Here is a 16,895-nt window from a genome sequence, read left to right as displayed (position 1 = left end):
ATGTTATCTTATCAGAAAAATTATGATCCGCATCCAAAACTACCTTCTGCTAATCTATCCTGCAATTCGCCCCACTCTTCTAAATAGCTCATATTCATCTCTTCCTGTGCCATAAGTTCCTCTTGAAGCTCCGTTAGTCTTACATAATCTGAAATAACCTCTTCTGATTGAATCTCTTCTTGAAGTTTTGCAATTTTTTCATCACATTCCTCAAGTAATACTTCAAGTTTTTTTATCCGTGCCTCTATTTTAGCCTTTTCCTTACCAGGTGTTGTAAATTTTTTCTTTTGACTCTTCTCTTTAACTACAATTGTTTCTTTATCAACAAATTTCTTTGCTGCCTTCTCCAAATAATCCTCATATCCAAAAGGGTAGTAGTCCACATTACCATTATCAAATACCAGAACTGATGAAGCAATCTGTTTCACAAAATATCTATCATGAGAAACGAAAAGCAGCGTACCGGTATAGTCTTTAAGCATTTTCTCCAATGTTTCCTTGCCTATTATATCCATATGATTTGTAGGTTCATCAAGGATCAGAAAGTTTGGTCTGCGTTTTAATATTTTGCACAATTCCAAACGTACCTTTTCCCCACCAGAAAGAGCATTAACCGGTTTAAATACATCCTCCTGTGTAAAAAGAAAAGCTCCAAGAGCGCTACGGACCTCTGTCTGAGTTAAATCAGGAAACTCATCCCAATATTCATCCAGTACAGTTTTATCACTTTTATACTGTGCCATATGCTGGTCAAAATATCCGATTTTAACCTTGTCCCCAAAGGAATACGTACCTCCAAGTTGAGGCATGGCACCAACAATGGTTTTTAAAAAAGTAGATTTACCTAATCCGTTGCCGCCGATAATCCCAATTTTTTCACCACGGGTTATATTCAGTGAAACTGTTGAAAGTATTTTACTATAGCCTATTTTCAAATCCTTTGCTGACAATACCAATTGAACACTTTGGTACTCGGGTTCGAAATCCGCATAAAAGCTCTTTGTATCAGCTAGCTCAGGGACTTCCACAATATCCATACGGTCAAGCTGCTTTATTTTAGATTGTGCCATAGCCGCTTTGGTAGCTTTATAACGAAAACGGTCAACAAGTCCGCTTAAATGAGCAATTTCTTTTTGCTGTTCAATATGCTTCTTTTGCTGTATTTCCCATTCAAGACGCTTCTTTTCAGCAAATGCAGAGTAATTCCCAGTATATTTTGCCATTTTTCCTCGTTCAATCTCATAAACTGAGCTCACAATTTTATCCAAAAATTCCCTGTCATGGGCAACTATAAGAACTGCCTTTTTATATTCCTTTAAATATTCTTCAAGCCATTCAATAGCATTAATATCAAGATGGTTAGTAGGTTCATCCAATACCAATAAATCCGGCTTACTGAGCAAAAGCTTGATAAAAGCAATTTTAGTGCGCTGTCCTCCAGAAAACTCTGAAAGAGCCTTTGCTTTATCTTCATCAGTAAATCCAAACTGCTTAATAGCAACCTCATATTCTTTCTTATAGGTATATCCTCCAAGCAGATTATATCTTTCCTGTAATTCTGAATATTTCTTAATTACAGAACTATTTGAGTCACTCTCCATCTCACTAAGAAGTTTTTCCATCCTAACTTCTATGTCAGATATTTCTTTGTAAGCTTTTTTCACTTCATCCTCAAGGGTAATAGTTTCATCCTCAAAGGTAATCTGCTTAAGGTAACCGATAGTTATATTTCTCGCTGTAATAATGGAGGATGTTTCACCATTATCAAGCTTTGAAAGCTCATATTCACCGGAAATCAACTTAAGAAGAGTTGTCTTTCCGCATCCGTTTCGTCCAACTAAAGCAACCTTTTCCCCTTCGTTTATTTGAAAATCAATATTAGACAATATTGTATTTGTGCCAAAAGCAACGCAACCATTTGTAATTTTAACTAGCATCTAATGCACTCCTTCTAAATATCCTTATTTCCCTTTTCAATTATATATCATTTATCCGGTGACTACCCGCTCTCGGATTCGTTCAACTAAGAATCAGATGGAGTTTGAAACTCCACCTGATTCAAGTTTTCACTTCATAGAAGACATAAAATAATTAATGTATAACTAAAGGATTTTACTGATTTGCTTAACATCATATTCCGACGGATTTTGAAATACCCTTAACTGGAATTCATTTACCACTGAAAATAAGTGGTCAAAAATGTCAGACTGAATTTCTTCATATTTTTTAAAATCTATATCAATTGTAAAGGCGTAAATCTCTATAGGTAACCCATTTTCATTTGGAGCTAATTGTCTTGCCAGAATTGTATGTTCTTTGCTGATCCTAGAATTATTTTTTAAATACTCTTCTATATAAGCCCGGAAACAGGCAATATTAGTAAGATGTTTTCCGTTGATCAAAAAATCCGTATCATGGTTGTTTTCGTTATTATGTTTCTTAAATTCTTCCTCTTTATCAGCAATATACTGTTTTAAATAATTAATCTTTTTAAAGTGTTCTATCATTTCCTCTGAACAAAATTTTATACTGCTGATATCAATTAGAATAGAACGCATAATTCTACGTCCACCTGCTTCTGATATCCCCCTCCAGTTTTTAAAGGAGTCAGACATGAAAGCATAAGCTGGAACTGATACAATGGTTTGATCAAAATTTTGAATTTTTATAGTACTTAGGTGTATTTCAATGACATGACCATTAGCACCATACTTTGTCATCTCAACCCAGTCTCCTATTCGGATCATATCATTAGTAGTCAATTGTATCCCAGCAACAAAACCTAGAATAGGGTCCTTAAATATAATAGAAATCAAAGCAGATAAAACTCCAATTCCGCTTAATATAGCTATTGGATTAGTACCAGACAAAGTTGCAGCTAAAGCAATTCCTATTAAAATACATGATAAAATTTTTACTATTTGCAGTGTTCCTGTAATAGGGCGAATTTTTGAAATAGGATAGGTTTTATAAACATCGTCAATGGCATTTAATATTGCACTAATCACCAAAATAGAAATTACTAATATAATAGCCTGAGCAGTTCTTTGAATCAATTCTTCAAAAGATCCAAATATAGGTGCTGAAATATAAATTATTACAAAAGGTACAATATTAGAAATTCTATGAAATACCTTTCGTTCAACCAAAAAATCGTCCCACTTAATATTATTTTTATATACTGTCTTGGATATAATATTTAAAACAACTCTTTTAGTAATAAAATTTGCTAATATACATATGATAATTAATAAAATTAATTCAATACTAAAAGATAAATATCCAGCAATTACTTCATTAATTCCTTTATCAATCAACATTTCTTTTACAAATCTCATACTTTACCGCCTTTCTAATTATGTCAAAATACATCATTTACATTATCAATTGACATAGCGACACTATTTCATTAACAACTAATGAATATAGTACAAGATTCTTGAATTCAAGTCAAACCCCACTAGTGTTTCTTTATCCGATGCTACCCTCTCTAATACTCCCTGCGCACGGTGTGGAATTAATTTTTCTTCTATGTTCGAAATGTATGCTTGTGGTGCGCATCGCTTTTCCAGTAGATAAAAAGAATAACTAGAAACGATACCGTCTGAGCAATGGAAATACGGATAACTTGTAATTCATCTACGCCAGAGGTTGTTACAACATGCAAGACATTAATGATGGTGTTATTAAAAAATGGTCAGCCATAGACATCCAAAGTGAGCCAGTAATTTTAGTCAGTAAACAAAATTTTGATCCTGCGATTCCCGATGTTAAAATAAGTGTAAGTCCATACAATACATTTTTCCCCGCTGATCTGCCTGCAAAGCCTATCTCTGACCACTTTAACGAGAGATGCCGTATTATCAATGTGAGAACAAGTATGCCAGCCAATTTATGTATGAATGCCTCACCGAAAATGGTTTGATCAGTACGGATGAATATGTATTCAATTGCTCTGAACACAAAACATATAAAGTAAATGAATATTGTCTTAAACAGAAGGCAGTTTTATACAATGAATTCTGTATAAAACCACCTTCTTAAATTCTAAATTCATAATATTTTGTTTACAGAGTTATGGTTACTTCATCGCCATCCGCTGATGTAACTTCCACCAATTTTAGACCTCTGTAGCCCCTTAGATATTTTATGCTCTTGGCAAGCTCATTAAAATCTATGCAGTCAATTATATCCCTTTGCTGCTGATTAAGATTCTTTCCAGATTTCTCTATAGCATAGGAAGCTATCCGACATCCTAAACTTGCAATACTTAAAGGTATGGGAATAAAAAAACTCTTACCATTTTTTTCTCTTATATAAATTCTCATTGCAATGATTCCCTTCCACATTCCTTTTTCTGCACAGAAGAATTATTACTAACTGTGCCTCTAATGCTGTTATTCAACAACAATCTCAACGTTGTCCCCTTTTTCACTTTTTACATCTACGATCTTACCGTCCAGTCCATCACTTACAGCCTGAAGAATAGCCTGAATGTCTATATCCTCCATACCTTCTACCCCTTCTACCTTAGGTATTCTCTTAATAGCGCCCCCTATGGTTCTTATGAACTTAACGGGTATATTTATATTTACGTTGTCTCCATTTTGTGAATTAACTCTAATCTTTAGCATTTTATCTGAGTTGATTACTGCAGGAACATTATTTTTAGAAGCATATAACACCTCTATAAGTTCTCCCGCTTTCTGCGCATCAATTTTTCCCTCTTCCAGCATCTTTAATACCTTCATAATCTCGTCATTCATTTAATCCAACTCCTTTTTAAAACTACTTTTTTAATAAATTTAATGCTTGTTCTGCTGTAATTTCTCCTTTTTCAAGCTTATCAATTACTTCGCAACTGTTATCTGCTTTCTCCCTAATAGGTACATACCCCAGTGAAACAATTAAATCTTCAATTTTGCTTCGAACTGTAGGATAAGATATTCCAAGTTCCTTTTCAACGTCTTTAATATTGCCTCTACATTTTATGAAAACTTCTGCAAAATTTAGTTGATCCATAGTGAGGTAAGAAAACTTAGAAAGTTCAAAGTCATTTTCAATAACAGTATTACATTTTTTGCATGTTAATTTTGTAACTGTAAGCTTGGAATTACATACAGGACATTGAGTTAATATTCTATAAGCCATACAAATCACTCTCCATAATTGTATTATACTACTAATATTTATAAATTCAATATTTTAATTAATTTATTTTATGTATTTTAATTTTTTTATTAATTATTTTAATTTACTTATTAATTTTTTCATTTATCCATTATTGATCATAATTAAAAATAAAAATACCCTCAAACGATTTCAGGGAACATAAAACACAAAAAAGGCTAGATTCCTCTAGCCCTTTGATTTCAGCCTATTTCTTCTCTATTAGCTTTAAAAACAAATCCACATCAAATTCTTTAATTGATTCTGCTTTTTCAATAATGGCATTGAAAGTATTTATAAAAGTCTGGTTTGTGACTACTATTTGAATCACACTCCATTCCACTCACCTCCACTTAGGTTTTTAACTTGTTTATTCATTCATAGAGATTTCTTGTAAGCTTTTCCGTCTAATCATAAGCCACATTGTAAGACCAACTATACAAGCCAATCCCTCTGAAATTGTATTAGCCCAAATAACACCATTAACAGTAAATAATAAATTTCCCAAAATCAGAATAGGAACAAAAAAGATTCCCCTCACAACTGACATAATTGTGGATTGTCCACCTGTTCCAAAGGCTTGAAAAATGCTTGTAAAAAGTGCAGAAAGACCAGCAAAGAGAGTAGAGCAAAGCTGAGCTAGGAGAATTGTTTGTCCAATGGCAATGACCTTAGGATCAATGCTAAAGATGCCAATTATCTGTGCTCTCAGTATAAATAAAATCACAGAAAGCGCTAATGTGATGCCCACCATATATAGTACGACTTTTTTTATAATTTCCATCAAGCGCTCCTGATTCTTTGCTGAATAGGCAAATGCAATCAAAGGTACTGCTCCCATGGAAAAGCTCATACCAATAAAATCCACAGCCTGAACAACTCTTTGCGCAATACCAAGCCCTGCAACAACACTGTCCCCATAGAGAGTAGAATAATTATTAAATAGTAAGCAAGTTACTGCCATAAAACAATCAAGCAAAAATGCTGACACACCAACTTTAAAAATATTTATATAAATCTCTCTACTCCATTTAAAATCTTTAATAGACACACTCTGAACAGAACTTTTCTTTTGAAGATAATAGATGAAATAAGCTACAGATAGTATGTTACCAATCACAGATGCCAAGGCTGATCCCGTAACCCCCAGGTGAAAACTAAAAATAAAAACCGGATTCAATATTATGTTGATTATAATGCCAAGTAGCATCCCAATCATTGAGTCAGTGGATGCCCCTTCTGCACGAACAATTTCCCCTAGTGAAAAACTGCCAATAACAAATGGAGCCCCAATAACAAACACCTTAATATAATCTCTTGTGTACAGCAGTGTATCACCTCTTGCTCCTAAAAGGTGTAAAAGAGGAGTTAGCAGCGGCACACATATGGCCATAAACATAATTCCAGCTATCATGGATGACCAGAAATTTACGGAAGAAACTTTTTTTATTTCATCTACATTGTCTTCACCTAAAAGTCTAGAAACATATGTCCCTGAACCTACTGCAAATAGCTGCCCAAGTGCCATGAGTATTACCGAAAAAGGTAATGCTAAGGTAACTGCTGCCATCATAGCTGTATTTTCAAGTTTACCAATAAAAAAGGCATCCGTGATATTATAAATAATGTTAGCAATTAGACTCAGCATCATTGGAATAACCATATGCATAATTGCTTTAGAAACAGGTGCTTTTTCAAGATAGTATAGAGATTTTTGATCCACATTTTCCATGTTTTCCATATAAAAAACTCCTTTCCCGTTGTGTGAATAATAAAATTGAAACTTAAAAATAATATTATTTCTAAACCCTGTTTGGTTTCTACAAGTACAGTATATGACTGCAATTTAAACCGAACTTAAATGGAGTTTAAACGCAATGTAAACGAAAAGAAAAACCACAGGCCGTTAATTCAGCTGTGGTAATCGACATATTAGTTTCTATTTAGATAACAAAACAGTAAATTCCGTACCTTTTCCAATTTCACTGGTAAGAGATATTTTCCCGCCATGTAAATCAATAATCTTTTTTACTATTGAAAGTCCAAGTCCGTTGCCGCTCAAAAATTCGCTGCTGATCTTGCGGTGAAATACCTATACCCGTATCGGAGATTTTACATTCAATTGCGTTTTCATTGCTTGATAAGCTAATGCCTATACTACCGTTTTTTGGTGTAAATTTAATAGCATTATGAATCAAATTTATAAATACCTGACTTAATAAGTCCTCATCACCACATATTATAGTCTCCTGAAGAGAGACATCAAGTGTGATACTTTTCGCCGACCACTGCGGTTCTAGCATGAGTAAAATACTTTCAATTTGCTTATGGATTTGATATTTCTTTAAGTTTAAATTATGGTCTTCCGATTCCAAATTAGATAATCTTAATAAATTTTCACTTAGTTTGGATAATCGTTTGCTTTCGGTTTCTATTATATTGGCATAGTGTGATATTTGGCTCTCGCTTAAATTCCCTTTTCTCAGCAGTGCGGCAAATCCTGAAATAGAGGTTAACGGTGACTGTATTTCGTGGGATACATCTGATATAAAATCTTGCCGCAGTTTTTCCAAAGAACCCAGCTCTTTTGCCATTCTGTTGACATTGTCTGCTACCTCATTAAAAGGGTGTAGCTTGTTTGTTTTAACAAGCACATTGAAATCACCTGAAGCTATCTTGTTCATGGCTTCAATAGCTCCGCTCAATGCTTTAAAACGTGAAAGGTCAAATTTTCTATTTTTATTAGGGAAGCGCCAGTGCAAATAGAAATATATTTTCAAGCTCAGAAAATATATAACAGTAGAAAGGAAACTTTGAACAATAAAGATTAGATATGAAGGGATAATTTCTGATTGACTGAAAACAAATATGCAAATATAATATCCACTGGTAAGACCAAGTAATGTTGTAAGAAAAATCAGTATTACTGAAACAAAAGACCAGTTTCCTCTCACTTCACTTCCTCCTTTTAGTCGGAAACACGGGGTAATTTAACCCGTTCGCTCCCGCTCACAAATTACCCGTCAAAGGTCATTTAGACCTTTGACCTCCAAAACATTTTTTCATCTTTATTTTCGAGCTGTTCAATCAACGTCAATTTATTAATTTTCATTTCTTATATCTTTTAACAGTCCTTCAAACCATTGAACATTTACTAAATGATGAGAACGTGAATTTTCCAACATTCTTCTAAAATAAGTGGGGATAGTTTCATTATGCTCAAGAGATTGTTCTAACAAAAAAATTTTCTGTTTAGTTTGTTCGATTTGTATTTCTATTAGCTTTTTTAGTTCCTAGCTTTTATATTCATTAGCAAATAGCATTGCTGCATAAAAAGATAAATTTACATACTCTGTCTTAGAGCCATACTTATACATCAATTTTTCAAATTCTTTATCCCCTAGTTCAGTGATGATATAATTACGTGTATCTCTAGTATTGTCTAATTGGTCAACTTTTTTAATATATTGTTTTTCTTCTAATTGTTGAAGATTATAATAGAATGACCCTTTAGTGAAATTCACTATATATTTATAGTGTCTCTCTTCCATTAATGCTAATAATTCATATCCGTAGGAACCTGGGTTTTGTCTTAATAAACCTAAAATTAGTAATGGTATCAAAAAAACTCCTCCTTTATATCCTTCATCAAAATTATGCTAATAGTTATTTCTTAATTATAAAGTTTAACCCTTGCTAATTTGCATGAATTGAGATTGGAATTCATCATAGGATATTTTTCCTAATGCAAAATCCAAACTTATCATGTATATATTTTCTGTTTTGGTATGTGGTCTAGCATAATTAACATTTAGTAACTCATTTTCATTAATTAATGGCTCCAATACATGTTGCTTGTTAGAAAAGGCTTCAAAATATCGTAAACCAAATTTTCTTTGAGAAATTGCATCAATATGAATACCATCAGGATTAGAAGTTAAACCTGAAGCAGTGACAAAGTAACAATTATCTTGTTCAAAAGCAAATTTTTCTAACTCTTGATTAATGAAATTATACTCAGTACATCTTTTTCCAAATCCTTCTTTGCCTAAAAAATCTCCTAAGCCCCCAATAATAATTGGAATATCTGGAGCATTCAACTCCTTTCTAAGAGCCTCAATAATTGAAAGTAACTTTTTATAATATACTTTGTAGTTACCATTAACACTATCACCTTCTACTGGAACAGATAAGGACAGGTGTGCAAAAGCTTCATCTGCTACAGCACCGTGATGGATATGCCAGTTATTACGACTTCCGTTTTTTACTCTTAAAACACAAGATCGTACATATAACAAAAGCACCTGATTTACAGATGCTTTAAGATATTTAATATATTTTTATTTACAATAACAGTTATAAATTCGAAGCTTGAAGTCTACGAACTCTGTCATTTATAGGCGGATGAGTACTAAAGAGATTCATTAATCTCTGAGCACTTAATGGATTTACGATAAAAAGATGGCTTGCTGCAGGGTTGACGTCCATCGGAACAATGCTTGAAGCCCTCTCTAACTTTAGTAGAGCATTTGCCAGACCTTCACTGTGTCCTGCAATATTCGCTCCTGTACTGTCAGCAAGATATTCCCTGGATCGTGATACTGCCATCTGTACCAACATAGCTGCAATAGGTCCTAAAATAATTAATGGTAAAGATGCTAATAACCCTGGACCTTCCTCTTCATCGCTGTTGCCTCCACCAAACATAAGCGCCCACTGCGCCCAATTAGCCATTGTTGTGATTACTCCTGCCATTACAGCAACAATGGTGCTTATAAGCACATCTCGATTCTTAATATGTGCCAATTCATGGGCTATAACACCTTCTAATTCATTACGATTCAGTATATTCAATATTCCCTGTGTAACGGCAACAGCTGAGTGTTCTGGATTTCGTCCTGTTGCAAAAGCATTCGGCTGCATAGAAGGTGTAATATAAAGTCTTGGCATTGGCATTCCAGCATTTGCTGTCAGTTTTTCCACCATAGCATAAAGTTCCATATTATCTTGTTTGGATAATGGCTGAGCTCCGGCCATAGAAAGTGCAATTTTATCACTAAACCAATAACTTCCTCCATTCATAATCAATGCAAATACAAACGCAGTTATCATTCCTAATTGACCGCCCAAGGACCCGCCTATCAATATTACTAATATTGTTAAACCACTCATTAGAAGCAAAGTTCTAATTTGATTTCCTAAACCACTCATCTTACTTTTCTCCTTTACTGAAATCTTATTTATCAATTTTATTTCTTACTACTATGCTAGTCACTCTACTTATGTCATATGTTCGCCTAGTAAAACCATAAGTATTTGCATAACATTAAGTCCCTTAGTTACAATCTCTCTCAATACAACCTTATTTTCCTCAGGTTGATCGATACTATTTTGACATAAATAAAACTCAACCACTTTCTTCTGTAGATTGTCGAGAAGCGCTTTTATACAAACGGTTTTTTCCATCAAATTATTATTATCATTGTTCTTAAACATAAGAGATATTTCATCCAGGGAAAAATGTTGCTCCTGAAGTTGTTTAACTACTTTGATAGATGTTAACGCATCTTCAGAGTATAGACGATGATTTCCATTTGTTCTTTCTTTTTCTTTTATTACGCCAATTTGTGTATAGTAATCTACAGTTCGAGTACTCACTCCAGCTAGATGAGCCAATTCCCCAATGCGATAATATTTTAAATCTGCCCCAAGTTACTCCCTCCTCAAATATTTAATAGCATAAATATACCAATATTTATATAAACAAATTATACAGTAGCACGTTATGTTAGTCAATATTACAATCAATGATATAAAAAATAACCCTTTTAGCTATTAATATCTAAATAGACTAAAAGGGTTGTCCTACATTTTACTGATATGATTTTTTAATTAGTACTTTGTTTATCCTTTTTGTGTCACATTTCAATATGATAAATTCATAATTCTCATAATTGATTTTTTCATTAACTTGTGGATATGACGTTAACTGTGAATAAATCCATCCTCCGATGGTATCAATGTTTTCTGATTCAATAGTAGTTTTTAGTAGTTCATTTATATCATCAAGAATAAGTTTTCCATCTACAATGTAATTACCATCTTCATTTTTAGTAATTTCATCACCTTCTTCATCAAACTCATCCTGAATTTCACCAACAATTTCTTCTAAAATATCCTCGATAGTTACGAGTCCCGCCGTTCCTCCATATTCATCAATAATTATAGCTATTTGTACTCTTTCTTTCTTAAATACCTTTAATAATTCACTTATTGACAGCGATTCTGGAACAAATTTAATTTCACGAATAATGTTTTCCATATTTTCGTTATTGCCCTCAATTTTCTGCTTATATAAATCCTTAATGTGTACAAAGCCAATAACATTATCTTTACTATCTCTGCATATTGGGTATCTAGTTAGCTGTTCATCTAGAGTAAATGCTATAATCTTATCAAAAGAATCTTCAAGAAAAATACAGTTCATATCAGTACGAGGTATCATTATTTCTTTTACTTTTTTCTCGGAAAAATCAAATATGTTATCTACAAAAGTTAACTCAGTTTTATCAATTAAACCATGCTTATAACTATCTTCAACTAATAGCTTTATTTCTTCATCAGTGTGAGCTGCTTCATGTTCATCAACTTGTGATATTCCAAATACTTTTAAAATCCCATTAGTACTATGATTAAAAGCCCACATTATTGGATAAGTTAGTTTATAAAACATTATAAGTGGTAAAGCTGTATTTATTGCTATCTTTTCTGCACTTATGATTGCTAAAGATTTAGGAGTTAACTCGCCAAGTACAATATGAAAGCCTGTTATAATTGAAAATGCTAGTATAAATGAAATTGAGTGTACAACGCTTTCCTGGATATGAAATAAATTAAATAGAGGCATCAACATATTCGAAACAGCAGGCTCTCCTACCCAACCTAATCCTAAAGATGCTAAAGTTATTCCTAGCTGACATGCAGATAAATATGAATTCAAATCATTTACAACCTTTAAAGTATGTTTTGCATTCCTGTTTCCTTGTACTAATGTTTCTATCCTAGATTTTCGTACTTTCACCATTGCAAATTCTGTGGCAACAAAGAAGCCATTCATAAACACCAGTAAAAATACAATAATAATATTTAATAAAATAATCATATAGTAATTGTTGTCCTCCTAAGTCATTATATATTTTACTAATTAACACCAATTTAGGTAGTTATAATTATTATACCATATATGACCATTTTATTATAATTAAATTAGCCTTCAAAATGTAGTATAAATGAATTTTCATTTTTTTTAGCTATTCTAACAATACTATGTGAAAGAGCATTAAAATTATTTAAGGCTGGTGCAGTGTTTAGTGGATTTGAATGGTCTATTTTAACTGACTATATCTTTAACTATTTTTTTAATTAATATCTTTCTTATCCTTTTTCTATCACATTTTAATATGATAAATTCATAATCCTCATAACTAACTTTCTCATTAACTTGTGGATGTGACTTTAATTGGGAATAAATCCACCCTCCAATAGTATCAATATTTTCAGAATGAATTTCAATATTTATCAACTCACTAATATCTTCAATAAGAATTTTTCCATCTACAATGTAACTACCATCTTCCGTTTTCTTAATTTCTTCTCCTTCTTCATCAAACTCATCTTGAATTTCACCGACTATCTCTTCTAAAATATCTTCAATTGTTACTAATCCAGCTGTTCCACCATATTCATCAATAATTATTGCCATCTGTACTCTTTCTTTCTTAAATATCTTTAATAATTCACTTATTGACAGCGATTCTGGAACAAATTTAATTTCCCTAATAATCCCTTCCATATTTTGGTTGTTTCCTTCAATTTTCTGCTTATACAAATCCTTAATGTGTATAAAACCAATAATATTATCTTTACTATCCCTGCATACTGGATATCTAGTTAGCTGTTCCTCTAAAGTAAATGCTATACTCTCCTCAAAAGAATCCTCTAGAAAAATACAAGCCATATCAGTACGAGGTATCATTATTTCTTTTACGGTTTTCTCAGAGAAATCAAATATATTATCTACAAAAGTCAATTCAGTTTTATCTATTAACCCATGCTTATAACTTTCTTCAACTAATATTTTTATTTCTTCATCAGTATGAGCTACCTCGTGATCATCTACAATATTATAGCCAAATAATTTTAAAATAGCATTAGTAGTGTGGTTAAACGCCCACATTACAGGATAAGTTAACTTGTAAAATAGTATTAGTGGTGAAGATGTGTACATAGCTATTTTTTCAGAACTAATAATAGCTAAAGACTTAGGTACTAATTCTCCAAGCACAATATGAAAAGCTGTTATTATTGTAAATGCTATTATAAAGGATATTGAATGTATAGTTACTTCCGATAAATCAAACAGCCTAAACAACGGTTCAAATATAGCAGCTATTGCAGGTTCTCCTACCCAACCTAATCCTAAAGATGCTAAAGTAATACCTAACTGACAAGCAGATAAGTATGAATTCAAATCACTAACAACCTTTAAAGTATGCTTTGCATTTCTATTTCCTTCTAGTACTAGTGTTTCTATCCTAGATTTTCGTACTTTTACTACTGCAAATTCTGCCGCAACGAAAAAACCATTCATAAATACAAGTAAAAATACAATAGTGATATTTATTAATATACTCATTTTTTTTTAAACCTCTCCTAATGCCATCAAAATTATTAGCTAGTATCATAATATATATATTTGCTAATTTATATCAAATCATACAGTTTTAATCCATACTCTATATAAATATCTAAGTAATAAATTTTTAGCAAGCAGAATTTGTTCGCTTCGTTACCAAATTCTACAAGAGGCTCAGAGCCTCTTGCAAAAATTGGAAGTGTAACGAATAGTTTTTGCTTGCTATGATTTTCCGTTTTTCAATTTTATCCCAATAATCTCAATTCTAGCAACAGGATTAAAATCAATTGACAAGACAGTCTAATAAATCAGCTCTCCTGGTTTATAGCCATCAGGCAATTCTTCTTCACTTAAAAATTTGAAATTGTCATCACGGAGTATTGGTAAAAATGCTTCGTATGGAATTCTGGAAAACTCACTGGCATAATTACTGGCTCCGAACCACTTACCCTCTTTACTGCTCAAATTTAAATCTCTAGCAAATTTTGTATTGTTTGAGCAATCATGAACTGCTAAATCCCACTTTTCTTCATCGGCTATTTTCATGAATTTCAGAGTTAATTCTCTACTCCAAATTGGAGATATATAGCCAAGCCTTGCAATATACATGTTTTCCCCATAATAATTATCTATGTTATTCTCATTTAAATGTAATTCTGCACAATTTATAAAATCCAGTTTTGTATCTAAGATCGATTGCTTTTTCTTAAAAAAGCAATCGAAAAACTCAGGAGTCATTGGAGTTTCAATACCTACATTTTTAATATATTTTTTCGCTATTTTAATATTTTCAATAACTTTATCTGAACACTTAGAAGCCCCCAGATTGAAACGTATCTCGTTAAGACCGGCTTCACCTAATGCTTTCAATGTATCTTCTGTAGCCAAAATGCCATTTGTATATAAATGTTGATAAATCCCTGCATCACTAAATTTCTTTATTACAGAATAGTATTTTTCAATTTCCATGAAGGGCTCTAAATAAACGTAGGCAACGCCAGTGGGTTTCTGATGTATGGAAAGAAGTAGATCAATATCCTTCTCATAAAATTTTGTGCCTCCAATTTCCCATATACCTTCGCCAACTGGAGGAATATCTTCTAGTTGGCCATAATTGTAACAGAACTTACACTCTATGTTACATTTGTTCGTTTTCCTAATTGCACCCAAACCTGTGCCAAGCAGACAAGAACGACATCCTTTTGAAAATTTATTTTCATTTCCCACAAAAAAAGTTCTATTCTCCAAAGTTTTCAAACTTCTAATTTCCGACATTAACGTGTCATTTCTATGATCGATCGCTGCCTCAATTTGTGCAAAGGTAGCGTAAATGATTTCTTTTTGTTTTGTCATTGGTTCCTCATCCTCTGGCAATATTGAAAAAAATTCAAACCATGTCAAGGCATCTTTCTTCGAAATTTTCATAATTTATCCTCCTCTAATTCATCCGTTAGTATAAATTTTTTTACGTTATCTTTTAGATTTTCTCTTTATCCGATGACTACCCGCTCTAATACTCCCATCTTCTTCAAAGTGTACGTTGCGAGCGGCTACCTCCCTGGATTCGTTCAACTAAGAATCAGGTGGAGGTTAAATGCCTAAATGGCATTTAACGGGCAAAGCCCCGTGGTCGTAGACAAACTCCATCTGATTCAAGTTTCACTTCATATATCAAGGGTTGCAGAGTTTTTTATACAAAAACAATGACCCCATTTTTGGGTATAATTGAGCTCACTTACAACACAAAACTCTCCAAAAGGAGAGTGTTATTGTTGAAACCCAATTATATCATTTTTATTCCTATATAATCAATATTTATTAGAACAGATAGATCAGCTACTTTTAGAACTCTTCATAAAATTCATTGCCGATGGCTATAGCGCATATCCTTTGGCTACTTAACTACATCTTCACAAACCTAAAGTTCCCCTTAGCCTCAATAGCCTTCCTAGATTCATCATAAAACCTATACTCACCAACGGTGATTGACAGGATCATTTTTTATTATATCTCTAGCAATGCACTTAGTAGAGATATGGTGCTAAACCCATGTTGTATAATGACATAAATTATGTTATTTTAAAACAAGTGAATAAACCACAACCTTTTCTTCACTAGTCTATTTCGAATTTGTTATTTTTAGAGGGAGCTGTTTAGTATGAATCCTTATTTGAAGATCCATCCAATAAATTTTATCAAAGGAATGTCTATGGCACTAGAGCTCACAAATATAGGCATATCCAATCATCATTGTAGAACAAGTATTATTGCAAAAGCCATAGCTGAAAGCATCCACTTACCTCAGCATGAGCTTGAAACTCTGATTTATGCATCTTTACTGCATGATATTGGTAAATTAGCCGTTTCAAATGAAATCATAAATAAGCCTGGTAAACTAACAGAAGAGGAATACACCCTCATAAAGCAGCACCCTTATTATAGTTATCGTATTCTTCAACAGATAGAAGGCTTCGAGCAGATTTCTAATTGGGTTGGCCAGCACCATGAATCCTTTAATGGTGAAGGTTATCCTTATAAGCTTTGTTCTGACAGAATAAGCTTAGATGCTCGTATTTTAACTGTTGATGATGTATTTTGTGCTCTTACAGAGGACAGGCCGTATAGGAAGATGTTAACCTTAGAGCAAACATTTGAAATCATTGATGAGATGACACAAAATCTTAAGATTGATCCCAACATATATAAATATATAAGGCTCTACCCTGATGAGGTAATCTCTCTTTTAGAGAATCAAAGAAACGCATAGAACAGAGATAAAGGACATGGCTGTTATTTCAGTTCTGTCCTCTCTTTATACATTTTTGTGCTGCTGACCTTAAGTTAGCTACAACAAGTTGATTGATCGTAAGAATATCCTGTGAAAGGCTTATCTGATTCACCAAATCCTCTCTGGTCTATACCAATACATTGATATCCCATTTTAGGAAGTTGATCAAACTGATATTCAAACGATTTATGACCTCCAGGCCACCCGTGTAGAAACAAGATTGTCTCCTTGCCTTCTGGGTTA

The 16,895-nt window shown here is 32.8% G+C and carries 14 protein-coding genes and 4 pseudogenes; 2 read left to right on the top strand and 16 right to left on the bottom strand.

The features are described 5' to 3' along the window. Positions 1–20 precede the first annotated feature (20 nt). Positions 21–1,937 (bottom strand): ribosomal protection-like ABC-F family protein, encoded by a 1,917-nt coding sequence (gene abc-f / locus CLMAG_RS19020; protein ID WP_066626331.1) that lies wholly within the window; start codon positions 1,935–1,937, stop codon positions 21–23. 165 nt (positions 1,938–2,102) lie between these two features. Further along, complete coding sequence (locus CLMAG_RS19015; RefSeq protein WP_066626330.1) at positions 2,103–3,338, bottom strand: mechanosensitive ion channel family protein; 1,236 nt, start codon at positions 3,336–3,338, stop codon at positions 2,103–2,105. A gap of 323 nt (positions 3,339–3,661) precedes the next feature. On the opposite strand from CLMAG_RS19015, the gene CLMAG_RS32560 reads away from it, so the two are divergent. Further along, positions 3,662–3,925 (top strand): hypothetical protein, encoded by a 264-nt coding sequence (locus CLMAG_RS32560; RefSeq protein WP_066626328.1) that lies wholly within the window; start codon positions 3,662–3,664, stop codon positions 3,923–3,925. 142 nt (positions 3,926–4,067) lie between these two features. Here the strand turns inward: CLMAG_RS32560 and CLMAG_RS19005 are convergent, their stop codons facing one another. From CLMAG_RS19005 to CLMAG_RS18950, 13 genes and pseudogenes are all read right to left on the bottom strand, one after another. Further along, complete coding sequence (locus tag CLMAG_RS19005) at positions 4,068–4,328, bottom strand: hypothetical protein (RefSeq protein ID WP_066626326.1); 261 nt, start codon at positions 4,326–4,328, stop codon at positions 4,068–4,070. Positions 4,329–4,397: 69 nt separating this feature from the next. Continuing rightward, positions 4,398–4,766, bottom strand: coding sequence for an SHOCT-like domain-containing protein (locus tag CLMAG_RS19000; RefSeq protein WP_066626324.1), 369 nt, complete (start codon positions 4,764–4,766; stop codon positions 4,398–4,400). A 22-nt stretch (positions 4,767–4,788) separates the two neighbouring features. After that, complete coding sequence (locus tag CLMAG_RS18995) at positions 4,789–5,151, bottom strand: DUF2089 domain-containing protein (RefSeq protein WP_066626320.1); 363 nt, start codon at positions 5,149–5,151, stop codon at positions 4,789–4,791. Positions 5,152–5,377: 226 nt separating this feature from the next. Continuing rightward, on the bottom strand, positions 5,378–5,512 hold the full coding sequence (locus tag CLMAG_RS34440; protein ID WP_278331117.1) for a hypothetical protein: 135 nt from the start codon (positions 5,510–5,512) through the stop codon (positions 5,378–5,380). Positions 5,513–5,539: 27 nt separating this feature from the next. Next, positions 5,540–6,910: an MATE family efflux transporter gene (locus tag CLMAG_RS18990; protein WP_066626316.1), complete on the bottom strand. Its 1,371-nt coding sequence runs from the start codon at positions 6,908–6,910 to the stop codon at positions 5,540–5,542. Between the two features lie 198 nt (positions 6,911–7,108). After that, positions 7,109–8,123, bottom strand: a pseudogene (locus tag CLMAG_RS18985) (sensor histidine kinase). A gap of 147 nt (positions 8,124–8,270) precedes the next feature. Beyond that, a pseudogene (locus CLMAG_RS18980) lies at positions 8,271–8,792 on the bottom strand (PadR family transcriptional regulator). Between the two features lie 63 nt (positions 8,793–8,855). Beyond that, positions 8,856–9,347: pseudogene (locus CLMAG_RS18975) on the bottom strand (sialate O-acetylesterase); the annotation flags it as partial. A 178-nt stretch (positions 9,348–9,525) separates the two neighbouring features. Continuing rightward, a complete protein-coding gene (locus CLMAG_RS18970) occupies positions 9,526–10,380 on the bottom strand; it encodes a zinc metalloprotease HtpX (RefSeq protein WP_066626315.1) in 855 nt (284 codons plus the stop codon). 69 nt (positions 10,381–10,449) lie between these two features. Then, complete coding sequence (locus tag CLMAG_RS18965; RefSeq protein WP_082832005.1) at positions 10,450–10,854, bottom strand: helix-turn-helix domain-containing protein; 405 nt, start codon at positions 10,852–10,854, stop codon at positions 10,450–10,452. Positions 10,855–11,041: 187 nt separating this feature from the next. Beyond that, entirely contained in the window at positions 11,042–12,331 is a 1,290-nt protein-coding gene (locus tag CLMAG_RS18960; protein WP_066626312.1) for a hemolysin family protein, read from the bottom strand. A 228-nt stretch (positions 12,332–12,559) separates the two neighbouring features. Continuing rightward, a complete protein-coding gene (locus tag CLMAG_RS18955) occupies positions 12,560–13,864 on the bottom strand; it encodes a hemolysin family protein (RefSeq protein WP_066626311.1) in 1,305 nt (434 codons plus the stop codon). Between the two features lie 300 nt (positions 13,865–14,164). Further along, complete coding sequence (locus CLMAG_RS18950) at positions 14,165–15,289, bottom strand: radical SAM protein (protein ID WP_066626308.1); 1,125 nt, start codon at positions 15,287–15,289, stop codon at positions 14,165–14,167. Positions 15,290–16,022: 733 nt separating this feature from the next. Between CLMAG_RS18950 and CLMAG_RS18945 the strand changes: the two genes are divergently transcribed. Further along, positions 16,023–16,631 (top strand): HD-GYP domain-containing protein, encoded by a 609-nt coding sequence (locus CLMAG_RS18945; RefSeq protein ID WP_066626306.1) that lies wholly within the window; start codon positions 16,023–16,025, stop codon positions 16,629–16,631. A 92-nt stretch (positions 16,632–16,723) separates the two neighbouring features. Here the strand turns inward: CLMAG_RS18945 and CLMAG_RS18940 are convergent. Next, positions 16,724–16,895, bottom strand: a pseudogene (locus CLMAG_RS18940) (alpha/beta fold hydrolase); the annotation flags it as partial.

The sequence above is a fragment of the Clostridium magnum DSM 2767 genome, from assembly GCF_001623875.1.
Taxonomy (GTDB): Bacteria; Bacillota; Clostridia; order Clostridiales; family Clostridiaceae; genus Clostridium_AM; species Clostridium_AM magnum.
This window is presented reverse-complemented; position numbering and strand designations above follow the sequence as displayed.